Annotated in this window: 22 protein-coding genes; 12 read left to right on the forward strand and 10 right to left on the reverse strand. The window is 64.6% G+C overall.

The features are described 5' to 3' along the window. Positions 1 to 613, reverse strand: a 613-nt coding sequence (locus tag EVC45_RS36850; RefSeq protein WP_248295406.1) for a hypothetical protein, incomplete at its 3' end; no start/stop codon positions are given. Positions 614 to 1131: 518 nt separating this feature from the next. On the opposite strand from EVC45_RS36850, the gene EVC45_RS36855 reads away from it, so the two are divergent. The 4 genes from EVC45_RS36855 (at position 1132) to EVC45_RS36875 (ending at position 5782) form a co-directional block, all read left to right on the forward strand. Beyond that, positions 1132 to 2271 (forward strand): L-dopachrome tautomerase-related protein, encoded by a 1140-nt coding sequence (locus EVC45_RS36855; protein WP_129963050.1) that lies wholly within the window; start codon positions 1132 to 1134, stop codon positions 2269 to 2271. Between the two features lie 381 nt (positions 2272 to 2652). After that, positions 2653 to 3858, forward strand: coding sequence for a paraquat-inducible protein A (locus EVC45_RS36865; RefSeq protein WP_129963051.1), 1206 nt, complete (start codon positions 2653 to 2655; stop codon positions 3856 to 3858). After that, positions 3855 to 5150 carry an MlaD family protein gene (locus tag EVC45_RS36870; protein WP_129963052.1) on the forward strand — a complete coding sequence of 432 codons (1296 nt, stop codon included), beginning with the start codon at positions 3855 to 3857 and terminating at the stop codon, positions 5148 to 5150. The genes EVC45_RS36865 and EVC45_RS36870 overlap by 4 nt, the downstream gene beginning before the upstream one ends. Beyond that, a complete protein-coding gene (locus EVC45_RS36875; RefSeq protein WP_129963053.1) occupies positions 5147 to 5782 on the forward strand; it encodes a membrane integrity-associated transporter subunit PqiC in 636 nt (211 codons plus the stop codon). Before EVC45_RS36870 ends, EVC45_RS36875 begins: the two co-directional genes overlap by 4 nt. A 30-nt stretch (positions 5783 to 5812) precedes the next feature. Here the strand turns inward: EVC45_RS36875 and EVC45_RS36880 are convergent, their stop codons facing one another. From EVC45_RS36880 to EVC45_RS36895, 4 genes are all read right to left on the reverse strand, one after another. After that, on the reverse strand, positions 5813 to 6805 hold the full coding sequence (locus tag EVC45_RS36880; RefSeq protein WP_129963054.1) for a helix-turn-helix domain-containing GNAT family N-acetyltransferase: 993 nt from the start codon (positions 6803 to 6805) through the stop codon (positions 5813 to 5815). A 174-nt stretch (positions 6806 to 6979) separates the two neighbouring features. Continuing rightward, positions 6980 to 7522 carry a hypothetical protein gene (locus tag EVC45_RS36885; RefSeq protein ID WP_248295407.1) on the reverse strand — a complete coding sequence of 181 codons (543 nt, stop codon included), beginning with the start codon at positions 7520 to 7522 and terminating at the stop codon, positions 6980 to 6982. A 94-nt stretch (positions 7523 to 7616) separates the two neighbouring features. Then, positions 7617 to 7976 (reverse strand): protocatechuate 3,4-dioxygenase, encoded by a 360-nt coding sequence (locus EVC45_RS36890; RefSeq protein ID WP_129963055.1) that lies wholly within the window; start codon positions 7974 to 7976, stop codon positions 7617 to 7619. After that, positions 7976 to 8818: a gallate dioxygenase gene (locus EVC45_RS36895; RefSeq protein WP_129963056.1), complete on the reverse strand. Its 843-nt coding sequence runs from the start codon at positions 8816 to 8818 to the stop codon at positions 7976 to 7978. The genes EVC45_RS36890 and EVC45_RS36895 overlap by 1 nt, the downstream gene beginning before the upstream one ends. Positions 8819 to 9209: 391 nt before the next feature. Here EVC45_RS36895 and EVC45_RS36900 point away from each other — a divergent pair, with 391 nt between their 5' ends. After that, the gene (locus tag EVC45_RS36900) at positions 9210 to 9911 is read left to right on the forward strand and encodes a GntR family transcriptional regulator (protein WP_129963057.1); all 702 of its coding nucleotides are present in this window, start codon (positions 9210 to 9212) and stop codon (positions 9909 to 9911) included. After that, on the forward strand, positions 9908 to 11215 hold the full coding sequence (locus tag EVC45_RS36905) for a LysR family transcriptional regulator (protein WP_129963058.1): 1308 nt from the start codon (positions 9908 to 9910) through the stop codon (positions 11213 to 11215). The genes EVC45_RS36900 and EVC45_RS36905 overlap by 4 nt, the downstream gene beginning before the upstream one ends. Before the next feature lie 22 nt (positions 11216 to 11237). Here the strand turns inward: EVC45_RS36905 and EVC45_RS36910 are convergent, their stop codons facing one another. Then, positions 11238 to 12137 carry a DUF1932 domain-containing protein gene (locus tag EVC45_RS36910; protein ID WP_129963059.1) on the reverse strand — a complete coding sequence of 300 codons (900 nt, stop codon included), beginning with the start codon at positions 12135 to 12137 and terminating at the stop codon, positions 11238 to 11240. A gap of 295 nt (positions 12138 to 12432) precedes the next feature. Between EVC45_RS36910 and EVC45_RS36915 the strand changes: the two genes are divergently transcribed. After that, the gene (locus EVC45_RS36915) at positions 12433 to 13029 is read left to right on the forward strand and encodes a molybdopterin-dependent oxidoreductase (protein WP_129963060.1); all 597 of its coding nucleotides are present in this window, start codon (positions 12433 to 12435) and stop codon (positions 13027 to 13029) included. Here EVC45_RS36915 and EVC45_RS36920 read toward each other — a convergent pair. Then, entirely contained in the window at positions 13024 to 15159 is a 2136-nt protein-coding gene (locus tag EVC45_RS36920) for a tetratricopeptide repeat protein (protein ID WP_129963061.1), read from the reverse strand. The two genes, EVC45_RS36915 and EVC45_RS36920, sit on opposite strands and share 6 nt — an antisense overlap. Positions 15160 to 15399: 240 nt before the next feature. Here EVC45_RS36920 and EVC45_RS36925 point away from each other — a divergent pair, with 240 nt between their 5' ends. The 5 genes from EVC45_RS36925 to EVC45_RS36945 all read left to right on the forward strand — a co-directional run bounded on the left by EVC45_RS36925 (position 15400) and on the right by EVC45_RS36945 (position 21897). After that, positions 15400 to 15810 carry a DUF2946 domain-containing protein gene (locus tag EVC45_RS36925; protein WP_129963062.1) on the forward strand — a complete coding sequence of 137 codons (411 nt, stop codon included), beginning with the start codon at positions 15400 to 15402 and terminating at the stop codon, positions 15808 to 15810. 184 nt (positions 15811 to 15994) lie between these two features. Next, a complete protein-coding gene (locus EVC45_RS36930) occupies positions 15995 to 18268 on the forward strand; it encodes a TonB-dependent receptor (protein ID WP_248295408.1) in 2274 nt (757 codons plus the stop codon). Between the two features lie 86 nt (positions 18269 to 18354). Next, positions 18355 to 19860, forward strand: a complete 1506-nt coding sequence (locus tag EVC45_RS36935; RefSeq protein WP_129963064.1) for a PepSY domain-containing protein — start codon at positions 18355 to 18357, stop codon at positions 19858 to 19860. Between the two features lie 100 nt (positions 19861 to 19960). Beyond that, positions 19961 to 20755 (forward strand): DeoR/GlpR family DNA-binding transcription regulator, encoded by a 795-nt coding sequence (locus EVC45_RS36940; RefSeq protein WP_129963065.1) that lies wholly within the window; start codon positions 19961 to 19963, stop codon positions 20753 to 20755. Continuing rightward, the gene (locus tag EVC45_RS36945; protein ID WP_129963066.1) at positions 20752 to 21897 is read left to right on the forward strand and encodes an MFS transporter; all 1146 of its coding nucleotides are present in this window, start codon (positions 20752 to 20754) and stop codon (positions 21895 to 21897) included. The genes EVC45_RS36940 and EVC45_RS36945 overlap by 4 nt, the downstream gene beginning before the upstream one ends. Positions 21898 to 21903: 6 nt before the next feature. On the opposite strand, the gene EVC45_RS36950 is transcribed toward EVC45_RS36945, so the two are convergent. The 3 genes from EVC45_RS36950 to EVC45_RS36960 all read right to left on the reverse strand — a co-directional run bounded on the left by EVC45_RS36950 (position 21904) and on the right by EVC45_RS36960 (position 25100). Beyond that, positions 21904 to 22770: a sterol desaturase family protein gene (locus tag EVC45_RS36950; protein ID WP_129963067.1), complete on the reverse strand. Its 867-nt coding sequence runs from the start codon at positions 22768 to 22770 to the stop codon at positions 21904 to 21906. An 804-nt stretch (positions 22771 to 23574) separates the two neighbouring features. Continuing rightward, a complete protein-coding gene (locus tag EVC45_RS36955; RefSeq protein WP_129963068.1) occupies positions 23575 to 24519 on the reverse strand; it encodes a M23 family metallopeptidase in 945 nt (314 codons plus the stop codon). 353 nt (positions 24520 to 24872) lie between these two features. After that, a complete protein-coding gene (locus tag EVC45_RS36960) occupies positions 24873 to 25100 on the reverse strand; it encodes a hypothetical protein (RefSeq protein ID WP_129963069.1) in 228 nt (75 codons plus the stop codon). Positions 25101 to 25296 lie beyond the last annotated feature (196 nt).

Consider the following 25296-nt stretch of genomic DNA (forward strand, 5'->3'; position numbering starts at 1 on the left):
CGAAGCCCGTCAGGAAAGGCTGATGAAGCTGGCCGCCTGAGCTGCAAAAGCTTGTCCAGACAACCGGAGCCGATACATGCGCGTAGGCCGGCGCCTGCTGGTATTGCATAGGCGGCGGCGCATATTGCGGCTGCTGGTACACCTGCTGATATTGCTGTTGCGGCGGCGGTTGCGGCACCTGCCGCTGCGCGTACTGGACCGGCTGCGGCCTTTGAGGCTGCGGCGGAATGCTCGTGTACTTCGAGTTATCGTCCTCGGGGACGCCCGCCGGCAGCGGCGGCACGTCGACCCGGGCGACGTCGGTCTTGGCGGGTTGCCGTTGACCGTGATTGTGCGAGTCGATCATGGCCTGGTAATCGGCCTGATCCTGCTTGCCGCGATTCATATAGCCATTGCGATACGCGCGAGCCACGTCCGACATCTTCGCATTCGGATCTTCTTTCATGCCGTCCGCATTGACCTTGTACTCGTTCGGACTGAGCGAGCCGGCCGGCACCTCGTCGTCGGACGCATACGCCGCTTCGGGTCCGTCGGCCCACGCTGGATAACACTGCAGCGTCAGCACCGAAGCGACCGTCGTCACCCCGAACCCCCAAAGCGCTCTTGTTCTCATGATCCACCTCGCGGCCGATTAAGAGTATTGAAAGCCGAAATTATTACTTGCATGCGTGGCTATTTGTCTGCGCGTGCAATTGATATTTTTTAGCACATTCCTTAGACGTCGGCATTATTTTTTCTTTGCAAATGAGCGGTGTAGCGCACGAGTGACACGGCGGGTCCGAATGCGAGGCAGGAGAAACCCTGGGAGTCAAAGTTGCCGAAGTGGACCGGTCGGTACGGCGGCTGCGCAAGTCACCGAGGATCGATTCGTTTCACCCCGAATGACACAGCACCGACACAACCTTTTAGCGCGCGAGGTCGCGTGCAACGCTGCGCGACGACTCGGCTTTCCCTATTGCGTGCCCTGCCGTTCTCTGCTCGCGCGAAAGTCAAACAATTTGCATAAAGGGCGATTCGCAATTCACGTTGAATACCTTCCGAAAGATTCGCGGATTACGATTCACTTTATCTTCGCGCGCGGCATTTGCTTTGCCGAATACGGACATTTCCATCCTGTCCCGGAGACAGCCCATGAAAGACAGCGCCACGCCACCCGCCGCGGATCGGGTTCCGCTGACCGCCGCGCCTGCATCGAGCATCGGTGACGACGGCTCGCAGCCGCATCTGCGCGAGATTGCGTCGTTCGGGCACCAGGTGAGCGGCGTCGCCGTGGCCGCAGACGGACGCATCTTCGTCAACTTCCCGCGCTGGACGGAAGACGCGCCGATCTCCGTCGGCGTACTCACTCCCGATGGCGACGTCCGTCCGTATCCCGACGATCGATGGAACGGCTGGCGCAACGCGAGGCGTGACGAGTTGAACCCGCAGGATCGCTGGGTCTGCGTGCAGGCGGTGGTATGCGATTCGCAAAACAACCTGTGGGTACTCGACCCCGGCGCGCCGGCCCAGGCGTTCGTCGTGCCGGGCGCCCCTAAACTGGTGCGCATCGATCTGGCGACGGATAGCGTCGCCGGCTGCATCGCGTTCGCGCTCGAGATCGCACCTCAAGGTAGCTATCTGAACGACGTGCGCATCAGTCCCGACGGCCGCTTCGCCTACATCACCGACTCCGGAACACGCGGCGCGATCGTGGTGGTCGATCTCGGCACCGGTCAAGCGCGCCGCGTGCTCGACGGGCATCCGTCGACGCAAGCGGATCCGCACGTCACCGTCCATGCAGCCGGCGCGCCGTTGCGCCGTCCCGATGGACGCGGCGTCGAAGCTTCGGCCGACGGCATCGCGCTGACCCGCGATGGACTGTATCTGTACTGGCAGGCGCTGAAGGGCAAAACGCTTTATCGCGTCCCCACCGAAGCGCTTCGCGATACCGCGCTCGCGAACGACGAAGTCGGCGACCGCGTCGAGAAAGTGCTCGAGCATCGCCCGGCCGACGGGCTGCATTTCGACCGGACGGGACGCCTGCTGATCACCGCGGTGGAAGAACACGCGGTGAAGGTGTGGGACGGCACGAGCTTGACGACGCTGCTGCACGAGCGCGGCCTGCGCTGGCCGGATTCGTTCGCGGAGGGCCCGGACGGCACGATCTACCTGACCGATTCGCGCATTCCCGAGATGAACTGGTTCAAGCCGGGCCATCCCGACGCGCTGTCTTCGCGGTTGCTGATCATTGCCGACGCCGCTCCGTCAGCGGGCGGATCGGCAGGCGCTTGAGCCGAGGTCCCTGAAGGCTCACCGACGCCCCCGACGATCTCACCCCGCCGGGAAGCGGCCCGCGCGAAGACAACGCTCCGACAGCGACGCCGGACACCAAACCGGGCTCGTCGCCCAGCTCGCAACGCGAAGCGGACCGGACCCGCTCACCCGACTTAAGCCGCTTCGCCGCACCGCGGCCGCCGACCGTCCCCGCTGCCCGGCGCGCCGAGGGCGCCCGGGAACGCGCCATGCTACTGCAGGATAAGGAGCTGGCGCGTGCCAGCGCGCCTGCCGTCCATTCACGCGTCCGATGGCGCTGGGGGTCGAGGGGATGATCGGCGAAACCTCATTGGCAACGCGCTGCCCGCCTGCAAACGGACAGCCGGTGGAGAACGTCGCATGACGATCGGCTGCCCCGAATGCGGCGCGCTCGAAGACATCCCGCCGCTCACCGCACATACCTACGCGCGTTGCCGCACCTGTCACTTTCCGCTCGAACGGCGTAGCGGCCGGAGTCAGACCGCGGCGCTCGCCTGCGCGAGTGCGACCTTCGTGTTGCTGTTTCCGGCCAACCTCGCGCCGCTGATGTACGTCCACATGCTCGGCGTCGAGCGCTCGTCGGTGTTGTCGTCGGGCATCGTGCAGATGTGGAACGACGGCTGGTTCATTCTCGCGGTACTGCTCGGCACCTTCGGTATCGTGCTGCCATTCATCCGCTTTGGCGGCCTCGTGATCGTCCTCGCCGCGCTAAGGCTCGGCTGGCGTACGAGGGGAATCGGCGCGCTGTTTCGCTGGACCACCTCGCTCGATATCTGGACCATGCCCGATGTCTACCTGGTCGGCTGCTTCGTCGGTTACGCGCGCGTGACGCAGAATCTGACCGGCACGATTGCCCCCGGCGGCTACTGTTTCATCGCCGCGGCTCTGCTGTCGATGCTCACGCGCGCGTCACTCGACCGACGAACCGTGTGGCGCGCGATCGCCGCGGACAACGAACCGCCGGAACACGAAGCACCGCTGTCCTGCACGGTTTGCGATCTGGTCGTGCCGATGTCGCAGGAGGGGCTTGCCTGCCCTCGCTGCGCACTGACGTTGCGCGCTCGCAAAACCGACGCCGTCGTGCGCGCGGCGGCCCTGTCGCTCGCGGCGCTGGTTCTGACGATCCCGGCCAACTTCTTTCCGATGACCAGTTCGATGCAACTCGGGCGGATCGACTCAACCCGGATCATCGACGGCGTCTACCAGCTGTTTCACGCAGGCCTGTGGCCGATCGGCATTCTGATCATCTGTACGAGCATCGTCATTCCGGTGGCGAAGATTCTCGGCATGGGGTGGTTCATCGTCTCCGTGAGGCGCCGTTCGCGTCGGCATCTGCGGGTCAAGGCGCATCTGTATCGCCTGATCGACGAACTCGGCCGATGGTCGTATGTCGACGTGTTCACGATCGCGGCGTTCGTGCCGCTGATCCACTTCGACGGCATCGCGTCGGCCAGACCCGCGATCGGCGCGACCGCGTTCGCGCTGGTCGTGTTGCTGACGATGGCCGCTTCGCGCACATTCGACCCGCGCCTGATGTGGGACGTCCACCCTCGGAGCGAGCGATGAGCGGCACGCGTCCCCGTCGTTCGCAAGCCCAGGTGCGGCGCAGCGCGTGGCCGGGCTGGATCTGGGCGGTGCCGGTCGCAGCCTTCGCGATGGCCGGATGGCTCGGGGTTCGCGCGTTGACGCATCAGGGCGAGACGGTCACGGTCACCTTCGACAACGCGTACGGCATGAAGCCCGACGACACGATCGTCACGCTGCGCGGCGTGAAGGTGGGCGCCGTGTCGGAAATTGCGCTCGCGCCCGATGGCCAGCACGTGCAAGCCGAGCTCAAGATAGATCGCGCCGAAAAAAAGTATCTGCGCAGCGAGACGAAGTTTTTCCTGCGCGGCGCACACGTTGACCTCAGCGATCCGGGGTCGCTCAAAGGCGTGCTGGCCGGCCCCGAGATCGTGATGGAGCCTGGGCCCGGCGAACCGGCATCGCATTTCGACGGAGTCGATCGACGTCCCGCGCTCGCGCCGGGGCATGGCCCGGTCGTCACTTACGTCGTGCGATTCGACGGTGCCGTCGGCGACCTGAAGAATGGCGCCGATGTGCAATTGCGCGGTTTCGACGTGGGCACCGTCACCAGCGTGCGGCTGAACTACGACGCACGCACGGGCGCGCTGAGCACCCCCGTGCAGATCGCGCTGAACCCGTTGCAACTCGGCATCGTCGGCGCGCCGCCGCCGGCCAACGGCGACTGGCGCCCACTTGTCGACGGCATGCTCACCCGCCTCGTCGCGACGGGGTTGCGCGCGCGATTGTCGCAAGATCCGCCGGTCGTCGGCGCGGACAAGATCAACCTCGACTTCGTGCAAGGCGCGCCGGTCGCGACGCTCGCCAGCGAGGACGGCCTGCGCGTCATTCCGAGTATCGCCGCCGCGAATCTCGACACGACGATGGCCAAGGCCAACGAGGTGATCCAGAAGATCGACGATCTTCCGATCAGCCAAACCGGCGAACAGGTTCGCAGTATCGCCGCGCATATCAACGCGCTCAGTTCGTCGCCGCAAATCAAGGACAGCCTGACGCACATCGACCGCTCCGTCGCGCAGATCGATCACACGTTGCAGCAGGTCTCGCCGCAGATCGGTCCGCTCGTCGCGCAACTGCGAGAGACCGCGAACGCGGCCGATCGCACCGTTGCCGCGGCGAACCGTACGCTAGGCGGCGATGCGTCGAGCCAGAACGACCTGCCTGCCGCAATGCAGGAGCTGACGGACACCGCGCGTTCGATTCGGGCCTTGGCCGACTATCTCGATCGTCATCCCGAGGCGCTGATTCATGGCAGGCAACAGGAGGCTCAGTGATGACGAGGTCCACGCTTCTCGTCGGGCGCGCCATCGCGGCATCGCTCGCACCGAGCGTCGGGACGGCGGCGTTTGTCGTCACCGTCGCGGCGATGACGCTCGCCGGATGCGGGCACAGCATACCGACACGCTATGTGACGTTGAACCCGATGCCCGCCGGCGCGCCGCCAGCCGCGGCGCCGATGCCACCGGTTCAACTGACCGCCGTGCATATTCCCGCGGTGCTCGATCGGCTCGAAGTCGTCACGCTGGCTTCGCAGAACCGCCTGACGATAGACGATAACGACCGGTGGGGCGCACCGCTCGCGCAGCTGATGCGCAGAACGCTCGCCCAGGACTTGCTCACGCGCCTGCCCGCCGGGTCGTTCGTCGTTCCCGATGCGCCCGCGCCACCGGGCACGCGCACGCTGGTTGTCACCGTGCTCAACGCCACCGCCGACGCGAGCGGCACGCTGACCCTGCAGGCGGAGTGGACGCTGTTGGCCGGACACTCGGACCAGGCGCCGCTGCGGCAGCAGGTGACGCTCGACTCCGTGATCACCGGACACGATGCGCCCGCGCAGGCGGCCGCATTGAGCCGCGTGCTCGGTGAGTTGGCCGACCGGATCGCGACGACCGTCGTCGCGCACTAACCGAAGCTACCGAGTTCTTCGCTCCGTCGATCACACAGTACCGGCACCGCCTTCCTTTGCGGAAAGCCGGTTGAAACGCTGCTCGACGACCCGTGTTCCCCATTGCGCGCCTTCCGATTCTTCGCTGAGCCGAAAGCCGAACGACTCGTACAGATGGCGCGCCGCGTCGAGGCCCTTGAAAGTCCATAGATAGGTTTCATCGAACCGCTCGTCGACGAAACGCATGGCATGCGACAGCAGTTGCCGTCCCACCCCGGAGCCGCGCAAAGAATCGTCGACGATGAACCAGCGCAAATGAGCGACACCCGTGTCGTCATCCCCGTCGATCACGACGGAAGCGAGCGTGCGGCCGTTTTCGACGTAGAGCCAAAGCCCTTTGCCTTCGGCAGGCAAAGTGCCCGCGAACTCCGCCAGCTCCGTCGCGACCTTCTTCTCGAAGAACGCGCCGAAACCCCAATGCTCCGCGTAATAGCGCCCGTGCAGACTCGCGATGTCGCCGATGCAGCCGGGTTGATAGCCTTGTACGATTCCCGCGGACCCCGCTTCCGTCGCGGCAAGCTTGCTGACGTCACCTTGCGAGAGGGCGTCCGCGTACAGCGCGAGGGAACGGACCAGCGTCTGCTGGTCGGCCGGAACCATGCGCCGCAGCGCGCCGGACACGCGGTCGGTCGCGAACCGGTCGATCTTTTTGCGCAGCTTCTGTCCCTCGGCCGTCAGATACAGCTCGGAAGAGCGGGCATCGTCGACGGAGACGGTGCGCTCGACGAGTCCGCTCGCTTCGAGCTTCGCGATCTGGCGGCTCGTATTCGACTTGTCGAGGCGCAGGATGGTCGCCAGATCTTTGGCGCTGATGCCCGGCGACATGCCGATCTCGATCACCGCGTGCACGGCCGAGGGCGCCAGATCGCTGTCGGCGATCGTCGTGCGCATGAAGCCGAGTTCGCGAACCAGCCGCCGGGAAAATTCGCGGAGTTCGAGAATGGTGGTGTCGCGGGACTTGGCGGGGGCGTCGATCAGATCCATGAGGGGCTCGCTATCGGTTGCGTTACGCAATCAATATAGTTGCGAGCCGCAACTTCTGCAAGCGCGCAATGGCGGCCGGGAATCGTCGCCGTGCGGCGTCCAAACTAAAAAAGCCGGGCTCGACCGAACCCGGCTTCTATTTCGGAACGACCCGAATCAAACTGCCGAAACGCCTCAATACCGCCGCTCGGCCATCAGCCGCTTGACGGTCAAAGCCAACGACACGGCAAAAAAGATGTGCGACATGAACCCGCCGATGATCACGGCCGGGTCGAAATAGTCCGGATGGTTATCCGACGCGATCATGATCGCGACATGCATGACGATCCACGCAATCACCGCATAGAACAGCGCGACCAGCGTCGCTTCGTAGCCGCGCCGCCGGAAGTACGGCCAGATCGCGGCAAACAGCACGCCCCATCCGATCGCGAAGAAAAAGTGAATCCCGGTGCCGACGATATAAGCCCAGATGCCAAGCGACGCCTGCACGTCTTTGCCGAACACGAGCCCTGTCGCATTGCGCGGAATGCCGGCGAGCGGCATCAGATGCTGCGCGTCGACCCATACGAGCGCTTCGTAAATCCAGATCACCACGGCGCCGACCAATCCGCCGATCACGCCCGCGCGCAACGTCGCGCCGCGTTCCGGCGCACCGGACTCCGCGATTTTCAGCCGCCGGTCCAAATCCCCTTCGCTGATGCCGAACTTGCTGACCATCTCCCTCTCCCTGGAATGGACTACACATCGGAACTTCAAATCGGATTGCCCAGCGGACAGTGCCGCCTCGATGCGCCCTTTCGATGCCCGGCCTTCAAACGGCGTCGGGCACCTGGCGAGTCTTCAGAAACGCTTCGAGCGTTTCGCCGCGCATGCTCGCGTACACGCCGAGATTCGTGATCTTCACCACGCGCGCGAATTTTTCGAGCACGAAGAACGACACGCCATAACGGATCAGGCCGATCCAGTCGGTGTTGTCGACCAGCGCGCGTTCTTCCGGCGTCAGGCCCGCCGCATCATAAGCGGCGGCGCGGTTTTCGAGCCACAGCGCGCGCGCCGACGCTTCGCGCATCTGCCAGAAAAAGCGGTTCAGGCGCATCGCCTTGATGCTGTGGCGGATATCGAACGGATACGTGCCGGTCAATTCTTCGACGCCAACCAGTTGCGGATTCATTACGCCACCTCTTCTTCGTAGATCGTCACGGCCATCGCGGTGCTGGTCGCGAGATAGTAGTTGCGATGGAGTTCGCGGACCTTCTTGCCGAGCGCGCCGCGCATCGCGAGCCACATGATCGTCTCGACGCTCTCCGCGCCGCCGAGGCGCACGTAGTCGACATGCTTCATCGCGGCGAGACGCTCCGGATCGTTGACGATCAGATCGAGGAACTCCATGTCCCATTCGGTATTGTTGAAACCGCTGCGTTCGCCGTGCACCTGGTGCGACAGCCCGCCCGTGCCGACCACCACGACCTTCAGGTCCTGCTCGAACGATTCGATCGCGCGACGCAGCGCCTGGCCGAGCCGGTAGCAGCGATTCGCGGTGGGCAGCGGATACTGCAGCACGTTGACTTCGAGCGGCACCAGCGACAGCGGCCAGCCGCCCTGATGCGGCAGCATCAGCGACAGCGGCGAATTGACGCCGTGATCGAGCGCGCGGTCCTGGAAGACGGTCAGATCGAACTCGTCGGCGACCAGTTGCTCGACGATATGGATCGCGAGATCCGGATGACCGGCAATGTCCGGCAACGGACGCTTGCCCGCACCTTCATCGGCGAATTCGTGATTCGGCGACACGCCGAGCGCGAACGTCGGATAACAATCGAAGAAGAAGCTGTTCGCGTGGTCGTTGTAGAACATCACCATCACGTCGGGCTTCTGCTCGGCCAGCCACTGCGCCACCGGTTCATAGCCCTTGAAGAGGGGTGCCCATGCGGGGTCGTTCTGCTTGCCCTTGTCGTAGGCCAACCCGATCGTGGGTACATGGGATGTGCCGATACCACCAATGATCCTTGCCATATTCGCTCTCTTCCGTCACGTCGTGCTGCTGCCAATCGGATAGGTCGCCACGCTTACCGCGCTGGCCACCGCGACCGTCTTGGGATACAAAGATAGAAATTGTGCCTCGATACGGGAAGTACGGGTATACCGCATGCGGCGCTGGGTTGATGGGTAAAAGCCCCATATTCTGGCGCTCCGCGAGTCGGCGGATCGCGCCGCGACCCACGCCGCGCAGGGCTTCCTTGGTATCCCAAGCCCGTTCCGCAAGCGTTCCGCGGTGCGCTCGCGGCTCGGTGCGCGATAAATAAAATAGATGACTCGGAAAACAACTCGCAACGCACATTTTTACGGCTTGGAGCGACACTGCACGCGTGGCTATACTGCCGTGCTTCCGACCAGCGACACAGCGATGAACGAGACGACCCAGCAAGCAATTGTGCAGACCTTACGCGAGAAGATTCTTTCGGGCGAACTGTCGCCCGGGCAGCGGCTCGTCGAAGCGCAACTCGCGCAATGGCTCGGCGTGTCGCGCACGCCGCTGCGTTATGCGTTGAGCGTACTGTCGTCGGAAGGTCTGCTCGATCGTTCGGGCTCGCGCGGTTACGTCGTGCGCCGTTTCAGCGTGCGCGACGTGCTCAACGCGATCGACGTGCGCGGCGTGCTCGAAGGACTCGCCGCGCGCTCGGTCGCCGAAAACGGTGTAAGCGCCGCGCTCGCCGCCGCGCTCGACGACTGTCTGCGCGAAGGCGACGAAATCTTCGAGCAAAAGCATCTGCAGCCAGGCGACGACGTGCGATACGCGCGGATGAACGGCCGCTTTCATGCGCTGATCGTCGAAGCGGCGCAGAACCAGGCGGTCACGGCCGCACTCAGTCTGAACGACAAAGTGCCGTTCGTGTCGCCGTTCACGATCGCGTTCGACGAATCCGCGCGCGAGCGCCAATTCATGATGCTGATGTACGCGCATCGCCAGCATCACGCGATCGTCGACGCGCTGAAGAAAGGCGAAGGCGCGCGCGTCGATGCGTTGATGAAGGAGCACACGCATATCTCCAAGGAAAGTCTGAATCTGTCGCTGCCATCGTTGCATCTGATCGCGGGCGCGGCATGAGCAACGACACGCTTTCCGCCGCAACCGGCCGGGCAGCCGCCAAAGCGCCGCTGTCGGTCAGCAGCAAGGACCTGCTCAATCTCGCTCAACTGCGCGCATTCCGGCTCGTCGCCGATATGGGCAGCGCGACGCGCGCGGCGGCCGCGCTGTTTCGCGCGCAGTCGGCGGTCACGCGCTCCGTGCAGGAGCTCGAGTCGGCGCTCGGCGTGCCGCTGTTCGATCGCGGTCCTTCGGGCATGCTGCCCACTCCGGTCGGCCGCGCGGTGCTGCATCGTTGCGAGCGGATCTTCGCTGAACTCGAAGAGCTCGCGCAATGGTGCGCCGCGCGACAGGCGCGCCGCCGGCCCGTCGCGGAAGGCACATTGCCCGCCTATCTGCTCAACACCCGGCGGCTACAGCTATTCGCGGCGCTGGCGCGGCATCGGCACATGCCGAGCGCGGCGAAAACCTTCGGCATCAGTCAGCCCGCGGTGAGCACCGCGATTCGCGTGCTCGAAAGCGGCTCGGGGTTGAGTCTGTTCCATCGCAGCCCGCGCGGCATTCTACTGACGGCCGAGGGCGAAACGTTTCTGCTGCACGTACGCCGCGCGCTGAACGAATTGCGCCACGTCCCCGACGACATCGCCGCATTGCACGGCAAGATTCAGGGCTCGGTGACGGTCGGCGCGTTGCCGCTCGGACGCACGCTGATCCTGCCGAAGGCGATCGCGCGAATGACCTCGGAGAACCCGGGCGTGCGCGTGGTCACCGACGAAAGCGCGTACGAGACGCTCGTAGCCGGTCTGCGCGCGGGCGATATCGATTTCATTCTCGGCGCGCTGCGCGACAACGACGCGACGAGCGGCCTGAAAAACGAACGGCTGATGTCGGAAGACATGGTGGTGCTGGTGCGCCAGGGTCATCCGCTGACTCGCGTGCGCGATCTGACCATCATGGGGCTGCGCGATGCGCAGTGGATTCTGCCGCGCAGCAACGCGCCCGCGCGTGCGCTGTTCGAAACGCAATTCAAGCGGCTGAAAGTGAAGCCGCCTCTGCCGACCGTCGAGACCGCCGATCTCGCAGTGATTCGCGGTCTGCTGCTCGGCACCGACATGGCGGCGGCGTTGTCGGCGCAGCAGTTGCATCACGAGATCCAGTCCGGGCAACTGGTGGTGCTCGATGTGCCGCTGCACAACACGCGGCGCGAGATCGGCCTGACGATGCGCGCGGCGGGCACGCCGTCACCGGCCGCGCGCGCATTGATCGACGCGATCCGGCTGTCCGTCGTCGATGTGACGCGCACCGTCAGCATCGGCTCGACCTGAGCGTTTGCATCGAATAGTTGGCTCAATCATTCTTGTCAGGGTCCGGCAGGACATCGAAAAACGAGCGCCAATCGAACGGCGTGGGCAGCGTGCCGTAGTGGATGCCGCCCGCTTCCATCGCATCGACCACGCCGTCCTGCAAGCGCGCGGATGCATCGCTCATGAACGGCGTGATGCCCGCTTCGCGCAGCGTCTGCGATACCTCGCGCATTTCCGCGGCGCGCCGTCGTCCATGCTCGGCAACCCGGCTGACCAGATAGCCAGGCACGCCCGCATCGCCTCGCATCCTGCCGAACGTTTCCGCGAGCGATTCGAGCACGATCGACTCCGCATCGTAATGCCGCGCGGCACGCAGACATTCGACGGTCAACGCTTCGATGCCCTTGATCATCACGCTGCGGCACATTTTCGCGGCCGATGCGACGCCGACCTTCTCCGCGACCGCACGCGCATGGAAGCCGAGCTCGTTGAGCTGCGACGCGAGCTGCGCCGCGCTCGCGCCGCCCAGCAGCATCGGCGCTGCAAGGCCGTAGGGTGGCACCGGCGCCATCACCGCCGCCTCGACGTATTGCGCGCCGGCGCCTTCGATACACGCCTGCGCATGCTGTTTGGTGGCTGGCGACACCGAGTTGATGTCGAGATAGACCTGCTCTCGCCGAATGCAGCGCGCGGCCGCCTGCGCGACCTCGAGATCGGCATCGGCCGTGACCGCGGAGACGATGAGTTGGGCGCCGTCGAGCGCGCCTTGCAACGTGTCGGCGACGCGAACGTTGGCCGCGCGCGCCTTGTCGCGCAGCGCGTCACGCCGCAGATCGAACATCGACACCCGCACGCCCTTCGCGGCCAGAGCCGCACCGAGTATGCCGCCTGCTTCGCCGAAGCCGATGAATGCGATATGCGTGAGTTCGCTCATGCGTGACATTGCGGTGTCTCCTTGAGTAATTCTGCGGGTGTACGCGAGGCGCTTGCCGTGTGCTTATTGCATACGTCAATTTGCATTGTAAAAGCACTTCGTCATAAATCTGCGAAGACGCGCACCGCATTGGATCGCCGCGCAAGGAACCGTGCCAGCCACGACGCGAATCGCATGCGGAAATAGCATAGCGAATGACGCGTAAATGAAGCATCGTCATATCACCTGCGGCGACAATTCTCCGACAATAGAAGGCGCGCGGGCCTCACCACGCCGAGGCTCAACGTCACCCGGAGAAAATGTAATGAACAAACGCCAGTTTTTGACCAGCGCCGCGGTACTGGGCGCGGCTGCCGCGCCCGCATTCGGCGCGAAACGCGAGCATGCCGAATGCGCGCCCTCTCCAGTTCTCCTGACGATCTCCGGCGCAATCAAGCGCAGCAATCGCGGCCCGCTCAATCCGGCTTTCGATCAACTGCTCGCGAAGCACCAGGTGAAGTTTTCGCAAGCGTACGGCGTCGATCTGCCGTTGCTCGCCGGCATGAAGACCGTGACGATCCACCCGACGATCGAATACGATGCGCACCTGCATACCTTCAGCGGCCCGCTGCTGACCGACGTGCTCGCGCATGTCGGCGCGCCCGACGCGGGCAGCACGCAAATCGTCATGCACGCGGTCGACGGCTACGCGGTGCAGACGACGCTCGACAAGGTGCGCGAGTATCGCTTCATCGTCGCGACGAAAATGGACGGCACGCCGCTGGCGCTTGGTGGCGTAGGGCCGTTATGGGCGATCTTCGACGCGGACCAGATTCCCGAACTCGCGGCCAAGCCGCTGAAGGACCGCTTCGAATTGTCGCCGTGGGGCCTGTATCACATGCAGCTCACCGAGGCGTCATAGCGCGCCGCCGAATCGCTCGACGCACGCCTGCCGCACGCGCTCGACCGAGCTTGCCCAACCCTCGCCCGGCCCGCGCCGGAACAGACGTAGCGTGTGGGGATACCAGGGCGAATCGTCGCGTTCGTGCATCCAGCGCCAATCGACGTCTCTCTCCGGCAGCATCACCCAGCACGGCTTGCCGAGCGACGCGGCCAGATGCGCGATCGACGTGTCGACGCAGATCACCAGATCGAGTTGCGCGACGATCGCCGCGCTGTCCGAGAAGTCCGTCACGCGCGCGCCGAGATCGAGCAGCGGCTGCGCGGCCGGCGGATTGCGCGCTTCGTCCTCGCCCTGCCCCTTCTGCAAGCTGACGAAGTTCACGCCCGGCACGCTCCACAGCGGCGCGAGCGCGGCGAGCGACGGCATCGAGCGATTCGCGTCGTTATGATGCTTCGCGTTGCCCTTCCAGACCAGACCGACCCGGTGGCCGGGCGGCAGCGTGTCGAGCGCGGCGCGCCATGGTTCGACGAGCGCCGGATCGGCGCTCAATCGCGTGGGGTGTGGAATCGTATCCATCGTCGTGCGCAAATATAACGGCACGCTCAGCAGACTGGTCCAGCAATCGTAGGTCGCGACGCGCGCGAGCGCTCCATCGTGGTCGAGCACCGCGTCGACGCCATCCACCTTCGCGATCAGCCGATGCAACGCCGGCGCACACGCAAACGCGATATGCGCTGCACCCAGCGCCTTCAGCATCGGGATATAGCGGCTGAATTGCAGCATGTCGCCGAGGCCGTCCTCCTGCCACAGCAGCACGGACTTGCCCGCTAGCGGCTCGCCCCGCCATTGCGGACAACGGAGCATCGTCTGCGACTTTCGATGAATGAAATGGGGCTGCTCATAGCGGCATTCGTAGAGCGGCCAGCCCTCGTCGAAGCGGCCGAAGCCGAGCAGCAGCACGGCGAGACTGAAACGCGCCTCGCCATAGTCGGGGTTCAAAGCAATGGCCTGCCGATACTCGCTTTCCGCCTCGACAAAGCGCCCGAGTTGCACCAGGGCATTGGCAATGTTCGCATGCGACTCGGCGAGTTGTGGCGACACCGCGGCCGCATGCCGGAACGCGTCGAGCGCTTCCGGAAAACGCTCGAGCACGCGCAGCACGCAACCCAGATTGTTGTGCGCGTGAGCAAGCCCCGGCTGGCAGCGAATCGCGTCCCGGTAAGCCTGCTCGGCCTCCGCATAGCGCTCCTGCCTGAATAGCGCCACGCCCAGGTTGTAATGCGCCTCCGCGTAGTCCGCCCGAAGCGCGAGCGCCTCGCGGTACGCCGCCTCGGCCTCGCTGACCCGATCGAGATCGACCAGCACCGCGCCAAGATTGAGGTGCGCTTCCGCATAGTCGGGCCGAAGCGTGATCGCGAGCCGGCAAGCCACCTCCGCCTCCGCGAGACGCTGCGTCGCCTTCAGCACACCGGCGAAATTATTGAGCGCCTCCGGATAGTGCGGCTTCAGCGTCAGCGCCTCGCGATACGCGGCGTCCGCTTCCTCGAGACGCCCGAGTTCCGTCAGCACGCTGCCGAGGTTGTTGTGCAGTTCGGCATGACCCTTCAAGCCGCGCAGCGCGTGACGATAAGCCGCTTCTGCTTGCTGCGGGCGTTGCAGCTCGCGCAGCACGATGCCGTGGTTGTAATGCGCTTCGGCGTAGTCGGGGAGAATCGTCACCGCCTGCCGATACGCCGCCTCCGCATCGGCGCGGTGGCCGAGCCCGTAAAGCACGTTGCCGAGTTGATAGTGCGCGTTCGCGTCGAGCGGGCGCAGCGAAACCAGTTGCCGATACGTCGATTTCGCGGCCGACAGACGACCGAGCGATTTGAATAGCGAGCCGAGACTCGCGTAGACGTCAGCGTAATCGGGTTTCAGATACAGGCACTGGCGCCAATGATTCTCCGCGTCCGCCCACTGAAGCAGAGCGAACGAACACGCGCCGGCGATATTCAACGCATCGGCCCGCTGATCGTTCGGCACCGTGCAATCGTCGAGCAGCGACGCGACGAGCGGCAATGCGTCGGCGAACTGTCCGGCCGAACATAGCGCCACGGCCCGTTGGTTGATGTCGGCGATCGAAGAAGCGGGCGTCTGCGTGAGTGTCATGTGTGGTGGCGATGTTTCAGCGGCGTGGCCATGCAACGGGTGCGCCGTGGTTGGGCCGCTGTTGCACTGTCGATTCGATACGCGCACCTCGCGCGATTTCACAGCATAAGTGATTCGCCCGAGCTTCAGCGCCTCGAAATAAGCGCCTTTTCACCGTTTAATCCGCCGCTATACCCGTCATTACGAATGAAAGGATCGCGCGGCGATGCTAGAATCGCCCCCGACTTTTCTTCGACGATCATGACTCGACGCTCCCGCAACCACCTGACCGCATGGCTTGGCCTCGTCGCCATGTGGCTCGTCGTGTTCGCGCCGCTCGTGAGTCAGCTGCTCGAATCGGGTCGCGCCCATGAGCCGATTGCCGCGCTGTGTTCGGCGCTTCATCCGGCCGGTGCAAGCGATATCGGCGATGCGAGCGACGTCGCTCGAACCAGCCCCGCGCCCGTGCATCTGAGCCACGACGATGCATTCGGCGCGTGCGGCTACTGTCATCTGCTCGAACATCACGTTGCAATGCCGACGCTCGCCGCCGTCGAGCCGCTGCCCGCGCTGCCGCTGGCCGGCACCGCGCCGCCCACGCTGTCCACCCGCTTCACGCCGCTCGGCGCGTTCCCGTCGGGACGTCCGCGTGCCCCACCTGCCGTTTCCTGATCGCTACCGGTTCTGATCGCGCATTCGTCGCTCACGTCGACGAGGCCTGCGATCGCCTGTTCAATGCATCGAGGAAACGCTCATGTTCAACTTCGCGCTGCGAAGGCTGTCTGTTCGCGTCCGTCGTGACGCTGTCTTTTCCGCTCATCGCGCGCTTCGTCGCCCGGTTCGTTGGCCCGCGCTCATGCCGGCTTTCGTGCCGGCTTTCGTGGCGACACCCGCGCATGCCGCCGACGCAAACACCGAAGCGACGTTGCCCGCCGTCAGCGTCGATGCGAGCGCCAGCACGAGCGCCGCGCCGCGCGCAGTCGATCCGAATCTGCCCGCCTCCATCGAAACCGTCACGCGCGATCAGTTCGCGAACTGGAACGTCGTCAACACCGAGGACGTGCTCAAGTACCTGCCGAACCTGGCGGTACGCAAACGCTTTATCGGCGACCTGAATTCGATCATCGCGGTGCGCGGCACCAGCAACACGCAGAGCGCGCGCGGCCTCGTCTATGCGGACGGCCTGCTGCTGAGCAACCTGCTCGGCAATGGCTATTCGTTTCCGCCGCGCTGGTCAATGGTGTACCCCGACGAAATCCAGCAGGTCGACGTCATTTACGGGCCGTTTTCCGCGCTATATCCGGGCAATTCTCTCGGCGCAACCGTGCTGATCGGCACGCGCATGCCGAAGCAGTTCGAGGCGAACGCCGACGTGAAGGCATTCACGCAGCACTTCAGCCTGTTCGGCGTGAACCAGAGTTTCAACGGCAGCGAAGCGAGCGCATCGATCGGCGATCGGATCGGCAAGTTCTCGTACCTGCTCGGCGTCAATCATCTCGAGAACACGAGTCAGCCGCTGCAATTCGCGACGCTCGCGCAATCGGCCACCCCCGCGAAGGCTGGCGACACGCCCGTCACCGGCGCCTATTTCTACAACAACCAGACCAATGCGCCCACGGCCGTGCTCGGCGTCAACGGCGAAGGCATCGAGCACACGGTGCAGGATCAGTTCAAGCTGAAGATGCAGTACGACTTCACGCCGACGCTGCAGGGCGCCTTCACGCTCGGCTACTGGCACCAGACGTACAACAGCGAAACATCGACGTTCCTGCGCGACGGGAACGGCAACCCGGTGTATAGCGGCAACGTGTCGATCAACGGTTACCACTACACGATTCCGGCGGCCGCGTTCGCCCCAAGTCTCGGGCACAGCGAGAACTGGCTCTACGGTGTGTCGCTGAAAACGCGCAACGCGACCGGCTGGAACGGCGAGGCGATCGCCTCGTATTACGACATCGGCAATAGCGTCGCCCGCACCGCGAAGGCCGGCGGCCCGGGCAATGGCCCCGGTACCGTGCTGTTCGGCGACGGCACCGGCTGGAAGACCCTGGACCTGCGCGGCACCTTTACGCCCGCGACGAATCAGGCAGGACTGGCCAATCACGCACTGAGCGTCGGCTACCACTACGACAACTACTTCGTCGACAACCAGACCTACAACACGCTGGACTGGCGCGACGGCGACGCCGCTTCGTTCGCTAACGCGTTCACCGGCAAGACCCAGACGCAGGCGCTATATGCACAGGACGCGTGGCGCTTCCTGCCGCGCTGGAAGCTCGTCTACGGCGTGCGCTATGAAGACTGGCAAGCCTACGATGGCGCGCAGTCGCTGCCCGGCACGACCATCGCTTACAGCGACGCCAGCCAGCGCCATTTTTCGCCGAAGGCGTCGTTATCGTTCGATGTCAGCGACGATCTGACCTTGCGCGCGTCGATCGGTCGCGCTTATCGCTTTCCCACCGCGAGCGAATTGTTTCAAGGGCAAATCAATGGCGCCGCGATCGTCAACAACAATCCGAATCTGCAGCCCGAAGACGATCTGTCGAAAGAGTTGAGCGCCGAATGGGCGCACTGGAGTGGCGTGTTCCGCTTCTCGCTGTTTCAGGACGACGTGAAGAACACGATCTTCAGTCAGACCGACACCACCGTGATTCCGAACGTGACGAACTTCCAGAACATCGGCAAGGTCCGCTCGCGCGGCATCGAAACCAGCTATTCGGGCGAAGACGTGTTCGTGCGCGGACTCGATCTGCTCGCGAGCGTCGCGTACACGCAGTCGAAGATCCTCGAGAACGCGCAGAACCCGGCCTCGGTCGGCAAGTACTTTTACCGCATTCCGCTATGGCGCGCGAATCTTGCCGCGACGTATCACTTCGACGCGCGCGCGGCGCTGACGCTCGCCGCGCGTTACTCGGGCCGTCAGTACAACACGCTGACGAATACCGACACGAACCCCAACGTGTTCGGCGGCACCAGCACCTACACGGTCGCCGACGCGAAGTTCACTTTCAAGCCGACCAGGCTGAGCGAACTCGGCATCGGCGTCGACAACCTGTTCGATGCGCGCTACTTCGTCTATCACCCGTATCCGGGCCGCACGTTTTACGTCGAAGCGAAGCTGCGCATCTGAGCCGGACTCAAGACGCCAGACGCCAGACGCGGCAGTCAGCCCGTCGCACACGAACCCATCGCCCCATTTGCCCGACGAGGATTTTCATGTCCACGACTCAAACCGCCGAACGCGTGCGCGCGCAGAACGGTACAACCGCTGCCGCCACGAACGGCACGACACATCCAGGCTATCGAACACTGTGGCGCTGGCATTTTTACGCGAGCCTGTTCGTGATGCCCTTTTTACTCGTGCTCGCCATCACCGGCACGCTGTATTGCTTTCAGCCGCAAATCGAGCCGCTGCTGTATCGACAGCAAATGGTGGTCGCACCGCAAGCGGTGCCCAGGCTGCCCGATAACGCACTGCTCGCGAAAGCGCGCGCGGCGATGCCGCCCGGCTCGGCCGCGACGACCGCCGTGATCACACGCGATCCGCAGCGCAGCGCCGAATTCGTGTTTCGCCTCGCGGACGGCACGCAGCAGAGCGTCTATCTGAATCCGTACGACGGCGATGTGCTGGGCACGCTGAGCGTCGAGCATCGCTTGATGCAGGTGGATCGCATGCTCCATCGCAAGCTGCTGCTCGGCAAGCCCGGCGAACTACTGATGGAACTGGTCGCATGCTGGACGCTCGTGATGATCGGCTCCGGCATCGCACTATGGTGGCCGCGCGGTAAAACGACCGCACGCGCTGTGCTGCTGCCGCGCCCGGCGCTGAAAGGACGCCCGTTATGGAAAAGCCTTCACGGGACGATCGGCATCTGGCTAGCGCTTGGCGCACTCGCGTTCGTATTGACGGGGTTGCCGTGGACCGGCTCGTGGGGCAAGCAGTTCAAGGCGTTCGCGACCGCGACGAAGCTTGGCGCGCCGCCGGGCGCATGGGGCGGCTTGCCGTTGCGCTCCATCGTCCCGGGAGCGCTCCCGGACCATCCGGACCACCCGAGCGCCGCGCTCGCGCAGGCCACGCACGCCGACATGGATTCGATGCCCGGCATGGTCATGGACGACCTGCCGCTGCCACTAAAGCCGTGGGCCGTGGGCAGCTCGAACGTGCCCTCTTCCGCACCCACGGACGCGGCACAGCCGCTGTCGCTCGGCCATCTCGTCGCGCTCGCCGCGTCGCTCGGCATCGCGGACGGCTACAGCATCGTGCTGCCGAACTCCGCAACCGGCGTCTACACGCTGTCCTATTTCCCCGCGAATCCGAAAGATGAACGCACGCTGTACGTCGACCAATACAGCGGCGCATTCCTGGAGGACATTCGCTACGACGATTACGGCGCGATCGCGAAGGCCGTGTCGTACGGTACGTCGTTACATATGGGTCGCTACTTCGGCGTCGCGAACCAGATACTGTGCGCGGCCATTTCTGTCGGCCTCGCCGCACTGGCGGTGACCGGCTTCGTGATGTGGTGGATACGTCGACCGCAGCGCGCGCTCGGCGCACCGTCGCGCGAGCGCGCCGCGCCGCCGATGCGCGGCTGGAAAATCGCCCTCGCGCTGCTCGCCATCGTTTTCCCGCTGATGGGCGCAACGCTCGCCGCGGTATGGCTGCTCGACCGGCTGGCTTTCGGCCGCGAGTCACGACCGAAACCGAACGGAGTCGCGTGAAATCAGCATTCGCCGCGTCAAACCCGCTTGCGCCTCACGAGCGTTTACGATACATTTTGCTCGTTTATGATCGTTTTATGCCGAAACGGAGACGAGACTCATGCAGCGAACCCGGGAAGAAGCGCTCAACGGGCTACTGCCCGAGCAGCGCGAAGCGTTGATTCTGGAGCGGTTGCGCACGCATGGTCGCGTGCTCGCGGCCGAGCTTGCCGCCGAGTTGCAGATCTCCGAGCACACGGTGCGCCGCCATCTGCGCGATCTCGCGGATCAGGGCCACTGCAAACGCGTGTATGGCGGTGCGCTGCTGATGTCGCCCGCCGACAAACCCGCGGCGCTGCGCATGCACGAGGCGGTCGACCGCAAGGCGCGCCTCGCCGCGGCGGCCGTATCGATCGTTCGCCCGAAGCAGATCGTGCTGCTCGACGCCGGCTCGACGAACGTCGCAATCGCGGAGGCGCTGCCGGACGACGCCGGCCTGACCGTCGTCACGAATTCTCCCGAGGCCTGCGCGCGCCTGCTGAATCGCCCGGGCATCGACGTGATATTGATCGGCGGGCGCATCGCCGGCGGCGCGGCGGGCTCGCTCGGCGCGACCGCGCTGCTGCAGATCCAGCAGATCCGCGCGGACCTCTGCTTTCTCGGCGCCTGCGCATTCGATCCCGACGAAGGCGTTGCGGCATTCGACGCAGAGGACGCCGAACTAAAACGCGCGATGGTCAAAGCGAGCGGCCAGATCGCCATCGCGCTGACCTCGGAAAAGCTGATCACCGCGGCGCCGTTCGCGGTAGCTCCCGTGTCGGCGGTCGATTACCTGTTCGTCGAGGCGGATGTGCCGGGCGCTCGTATCGCGAGCCTGCAGGCCGTCTGCGACAACGTGATGGTGGCATGCCCATGAACTCACTCGTCAGAGAGCGCATCGCGACGCTCGCGGTCTTTCTCGCCAACGGTTTCGGTATCGGCGCATGGGCGGTGGAAGTGCCGCGCATCAAAGAAAGTCTGGCGCTCAGCGACACCTCGCTCGGCATCGCGCTGTTCTGCTTTGCGCTCGGCGCCATCGTCGCGATGCCGCTCGCGGGACAACTCGCGCCGCGCCTCGGCAGCGGCCGCGCCACCGCGCTGCTCGGCGCGGCGTTCGCGATCGCGCTGCCGTTGCCCGCGATCGCGCCCGGCATGCTGACGTTGTGCGTGGTGCTGTTTGCGCTCGGCGCGTCGAACGGCGCGCTCGACGTGTCGATGAACGGCCATGCGAGCGCAATCGAGACGCGTTGGCGCGCGCCGATCATGTCGTCGTTTCACGCCGCGTGGAGCGCGGGCGGCCTGCTTGGCGCGGCGAGCGGCGCGATGCTGCAGAAAGGCGGCGTCGGGGTCGCGGGCGGCCTGCTCGCGCCCGATCTGTTCATCGCGGCCCTGATCATCTTCGCAGCGTCGTTTGCGTTGCGCGCTATCGGTCCGCGGGCGGCCGTCGCGTCGAGCGGCTTCGCATGGCCCGACAGCGGCGTAATGAAACTGGCGCTGCTCGCGTTCATGTGCATGCTCGTCGAAGGCGCGGTGGCCGACTGGAGCGCGGTGTACCTGCGCTCCACTCTGAACCAGGAAGCGAGTGTCGCCGCGATCGGCTACTCCGCGTTCGCGCTTTCGATGGCGGCCTGCCGGATCGCCGGCGATGCGTCGGTGCGACGCTTCGGTTCGAGCAAGGTCGTCGCGCTCGGCGGTCTGATCGCGTTCGCCGGACTCGCGCTGGTGCTGAGCCTGCCGACCGTGCTGACCGCGTGCGTCGGCTTCGCGATGGTCGGCATCGGTCTCGCGAATATCGTTCCGGTAATTTTCAGCGCGGCGGGTCGCTCGAGCGCGACGCCGGCGATCGGCGTGTCGATGGCGGCCACCTTCGGCTATGCGGGCTTTCTGGTCGGGCCGCCGCTGATCGGTTTCGGCGCCGGCGTGCTCGGCTTGCGCGCGGCGTTGGGCGTGCTCGTGATGGCCACGCTGATCGTGTCGCTGCTGGGCGGCAAGGCGGTGCGCGGCGCGCAACCCGCTTGAGTCAGGCTATTTCGCTTTCTTGTCGAGCACGGCAAGCGGCTTGCGAACGGGCAGCGGATCGCGCCCCGCGTGCTGTCCCAATGGCCAGCTGAACGCGCCGAGCAGCGAACTCGGCTGCGTGCCATCGTCGAGACCGGTGGCGGGCCACTCGTGTTTCGCGGGCACCCAGCGGGTGCCGAACACGTGATCCCACATCGGTAGTAGCTGCGTGAAATTGTGATTGAAATGCTCGGCGCGAATCGAGTGATGCAAACGGTGATACTGCGGATTGTTGACCCACGTGACGTAGCGGCCGAGATCCACGCGCAGATTCAGGTGTGCAAAGTAGTTGCCGAACATGAACACGATCGAAGTCGCACCGACGATCCACGGCTCGACCTTGAACAGTACGCCGACGAGCGGATAAAGCAGGCAGCCCTTGAGCAGCACTTCTATCCAGTGATGCCGCAACGTGATCGTCACGTTGAAATCCACCGCGCTGTGGTGGAACGAATGCAGCTTCCACAGGATGGGCAACGTGTGCTGCAAGCGATGAAACGCGTATTCGAGGCAATCGATCGTCAGCAGCACGATCACGAACGAAGCAAGCGCGCCCCACCCGCGCGATACCAGCACCACCATCCCGCCGCCGAGCGCATTCACGATCGCGACGCTCGCGGCCGCCGTGAGCGGCTTGGTGGCTTCCACCAACGCCAGATACAAGCCCGCGTACGCCATGTTCAGACGCTGCCCCGCGCGCGATTGCAGCAACGTGGCCGGCCAGCGACGCTCGAGCAGCGCGCCGAGTCCCATCATGACCAGCACGAGCGCATAGCCTTGTAGCCACAGGCTTGCGTGGTGCAGCAATGACGGAAACGGGCTCGACGCTAACATGGAATTCCTTGGCGCAGCGGATGCATACCGTGTAGTGAGCACTCCTGCGCGCGCATTCGCGTGACCGACTGCGCGGTCTGAACGGCAGCGGCGCGGATCGAGCGGCGCAGCTTCAACGGTGCGACTGCAACTGACTGTGGCAAACCTCAGACGTGTCGCGGCTCCGGAAACGGCAGGAGTTAGCATGATCTTCGCAGCCCGCTGGCCCGCGCGCAAGCGCCCCTTTGCCTGGAGTCGCCGCGAGTTTGGATTCGTCCGTAAACACGGAAAAAATGGCGGGGTCATCGCTTCACGCCGTCGCGATCGCGAGTGGACGGTAGATGCGACCGTATCGTCCACTCGCGTCGTCGTAGTTTGTCGACATCCGTTTGGTGCTAACCCCGCCGCACCTCGCGAGTTGCGCCAGCGTCCCCGAGCGCGAATCGCGAAGAATTTTGCTGCTGTCGGTATTTGTTCATTGCTTGAAATCCCGGCTGCAACATGTGTAGTTCTTGTGCTTTCGTTATTGCAACGGCTATGCCATGGCGGGGCGAAGCCTTGCCACGCATGGACGGATGCTTCCCGAAGCGCGTCGAAGCGGTCCTGACCGCACGCGATGCATCGGAAATGAGACGCCGCGTGGATATCCCGGATGCCTTCGTGCTGGTTCACACCCGTCGTTCGACGCGCGCGGGAATACCCGAACGCGTATTGACAGGTCAAGGTTTGCGACACGTCCCGGTCAGAATTGCCGGCGCGTCATGCGATGAAATTGCGCCCAGGTCATGCTGACCGGCATGTCGCAAAGCTGAGACGACAAGCGGCTTACAGCAGTGCGGTCAATTGCTCGACACGCGACTCGAACTGCCGTAATTCATCGGCGGCAAGCGAGCACTTTTGCGGCAGGTCGACCTTGAGCGGATCCTGCGGCACATCGTTCACGTGGACCTCGAAGTGCAGATGCGGCCCGGTCGCCCAACCGGTCTTGCCGACGTAGCCGATCACCTGATCGCGCATGACGCGGCTGCCGGCGCGCAGTCCTTTCGCGAAGCGCGACAGATGCGCGAACGTCGTCGAAAACGGTGCGGGGTTCTGAATCACGACCACGTTGCCATAACCGGACTGACGGCCGATAAAGCGGATCACGCCGCGCGCGGTCGCGTGCACGGGCGTGCCGGCCGGCGCCGCAAGGTCGACACCGTCATGACTCTGCCAACGATGCAGCACCGGATCGAAGCGCCGCAACGAGAAAGCCGACGACACGCGCGTGAAGTCGAGCGGATAGCGCTCGAACCTAGGCCCGGTGCTGATGCCGTCTTTCGAGTAGTAGAACGGTTGGCCCTGAAGACTTTTGTGAAGGAACACGTCGTGTGTGGTCGAGCCGCGTACGATGCGCACCGCGAGCGGTTCGTTCGATGCGTCTTTGCTGTTGTCGCCGCTGTCGTCGAATACGGCGCTCACGCGGTCGCCGGGCTGCAGATCGCGCGACAGATCGAGTTCGCCGCGAAACGCGCGCGACAGAATGGCTGTGGTGCCCGCATCGACGCCGATGCTCTGCGCGGCCGCCGCGAATGTACGCTCGACCGGCGCCTGTTTGACGGTGAACACGGGGGCTGGCGCAATCGGCGCAGCCGGTGCCGGGGTCGACGCCGATATCGGCGCACCCGCAACGGCCTTCGTCGAGTCCTTGCTCAGCAGCGACACGTCGGGTTCGTCGTTGCGCGCAGCGCGTTCATGAGTGACGAGATACGCCGCGCACGCCGAGCTCATCGCGCATACGACAATGATTTTGCTGGCGCGCCCGGGCAGAAGGCGAGCTACAGATAGGGGCATGATCAGGAACGACTGTCGAGCGTCGCATGCCCGAAGGGCACGCACGACGAGGTGGTTTCGTTGAATCAGCGTCTCCAGGCACTGCGGAAGACGCTGCATGAGGCTCGGGGCAGCCTAGGGTCGCTTTCTTAAGTCAGCCTTAAGCTGCCCCCAAATAAGCCTGCGATGCGATCCGGGCGCAAACTCGCACCCCGTCAGCTGCGGCATGCCGGGCATGCCGGCGAAGCCGACCTTCGCCGGCGAGAGAACAAGCCGGAAGATTCGGCTCGGCCGCGCGAACGTCGACTTGGTTAAGACAACGAAGCAAGCATGTTCGACAGACGCCGGACGTGGGCTTTGAACGCGTCGCTCGTTTCGCGGTTCGTGGTGGGGTTCAGATGCGAGCTTTCGGCGAGTTGCGCCTGCTCGTGAAAATCGTTGGCGATCTTGCGCTTGATATCGTCGGGCAGCGACCGCACGATGGAGACCAGCAAAGCCTCTTCGGCATGCAGCATGCCTAGAATCGAATGTGTGTCCATACGAGAACCTCCGGAGGGAACATCGTCGGTGCCGGCCGGCAGTGACGCCGGCGCTCCTCATGTTACCCCGTTGGTTCCGCGTCGTTGCTCGTGCGCGTTACTCGGCAATCGAGTAGCGCGACGCACGGACGCGTGGCCGTGCCGCCTTCCGCTCGACGCGCGGACTTGCGCCACGGATGAACAGGACCGCGCAAAA

Source organism: Paraburkholderia sp. UYCP14C (assembly GCF_004197395.1).
Classification (GTDB): Bacteria; Pseudomonadota; Gammaproteobacteria; order Burkholderiales; family Burkholderiaceae; genus Paraburkholderia.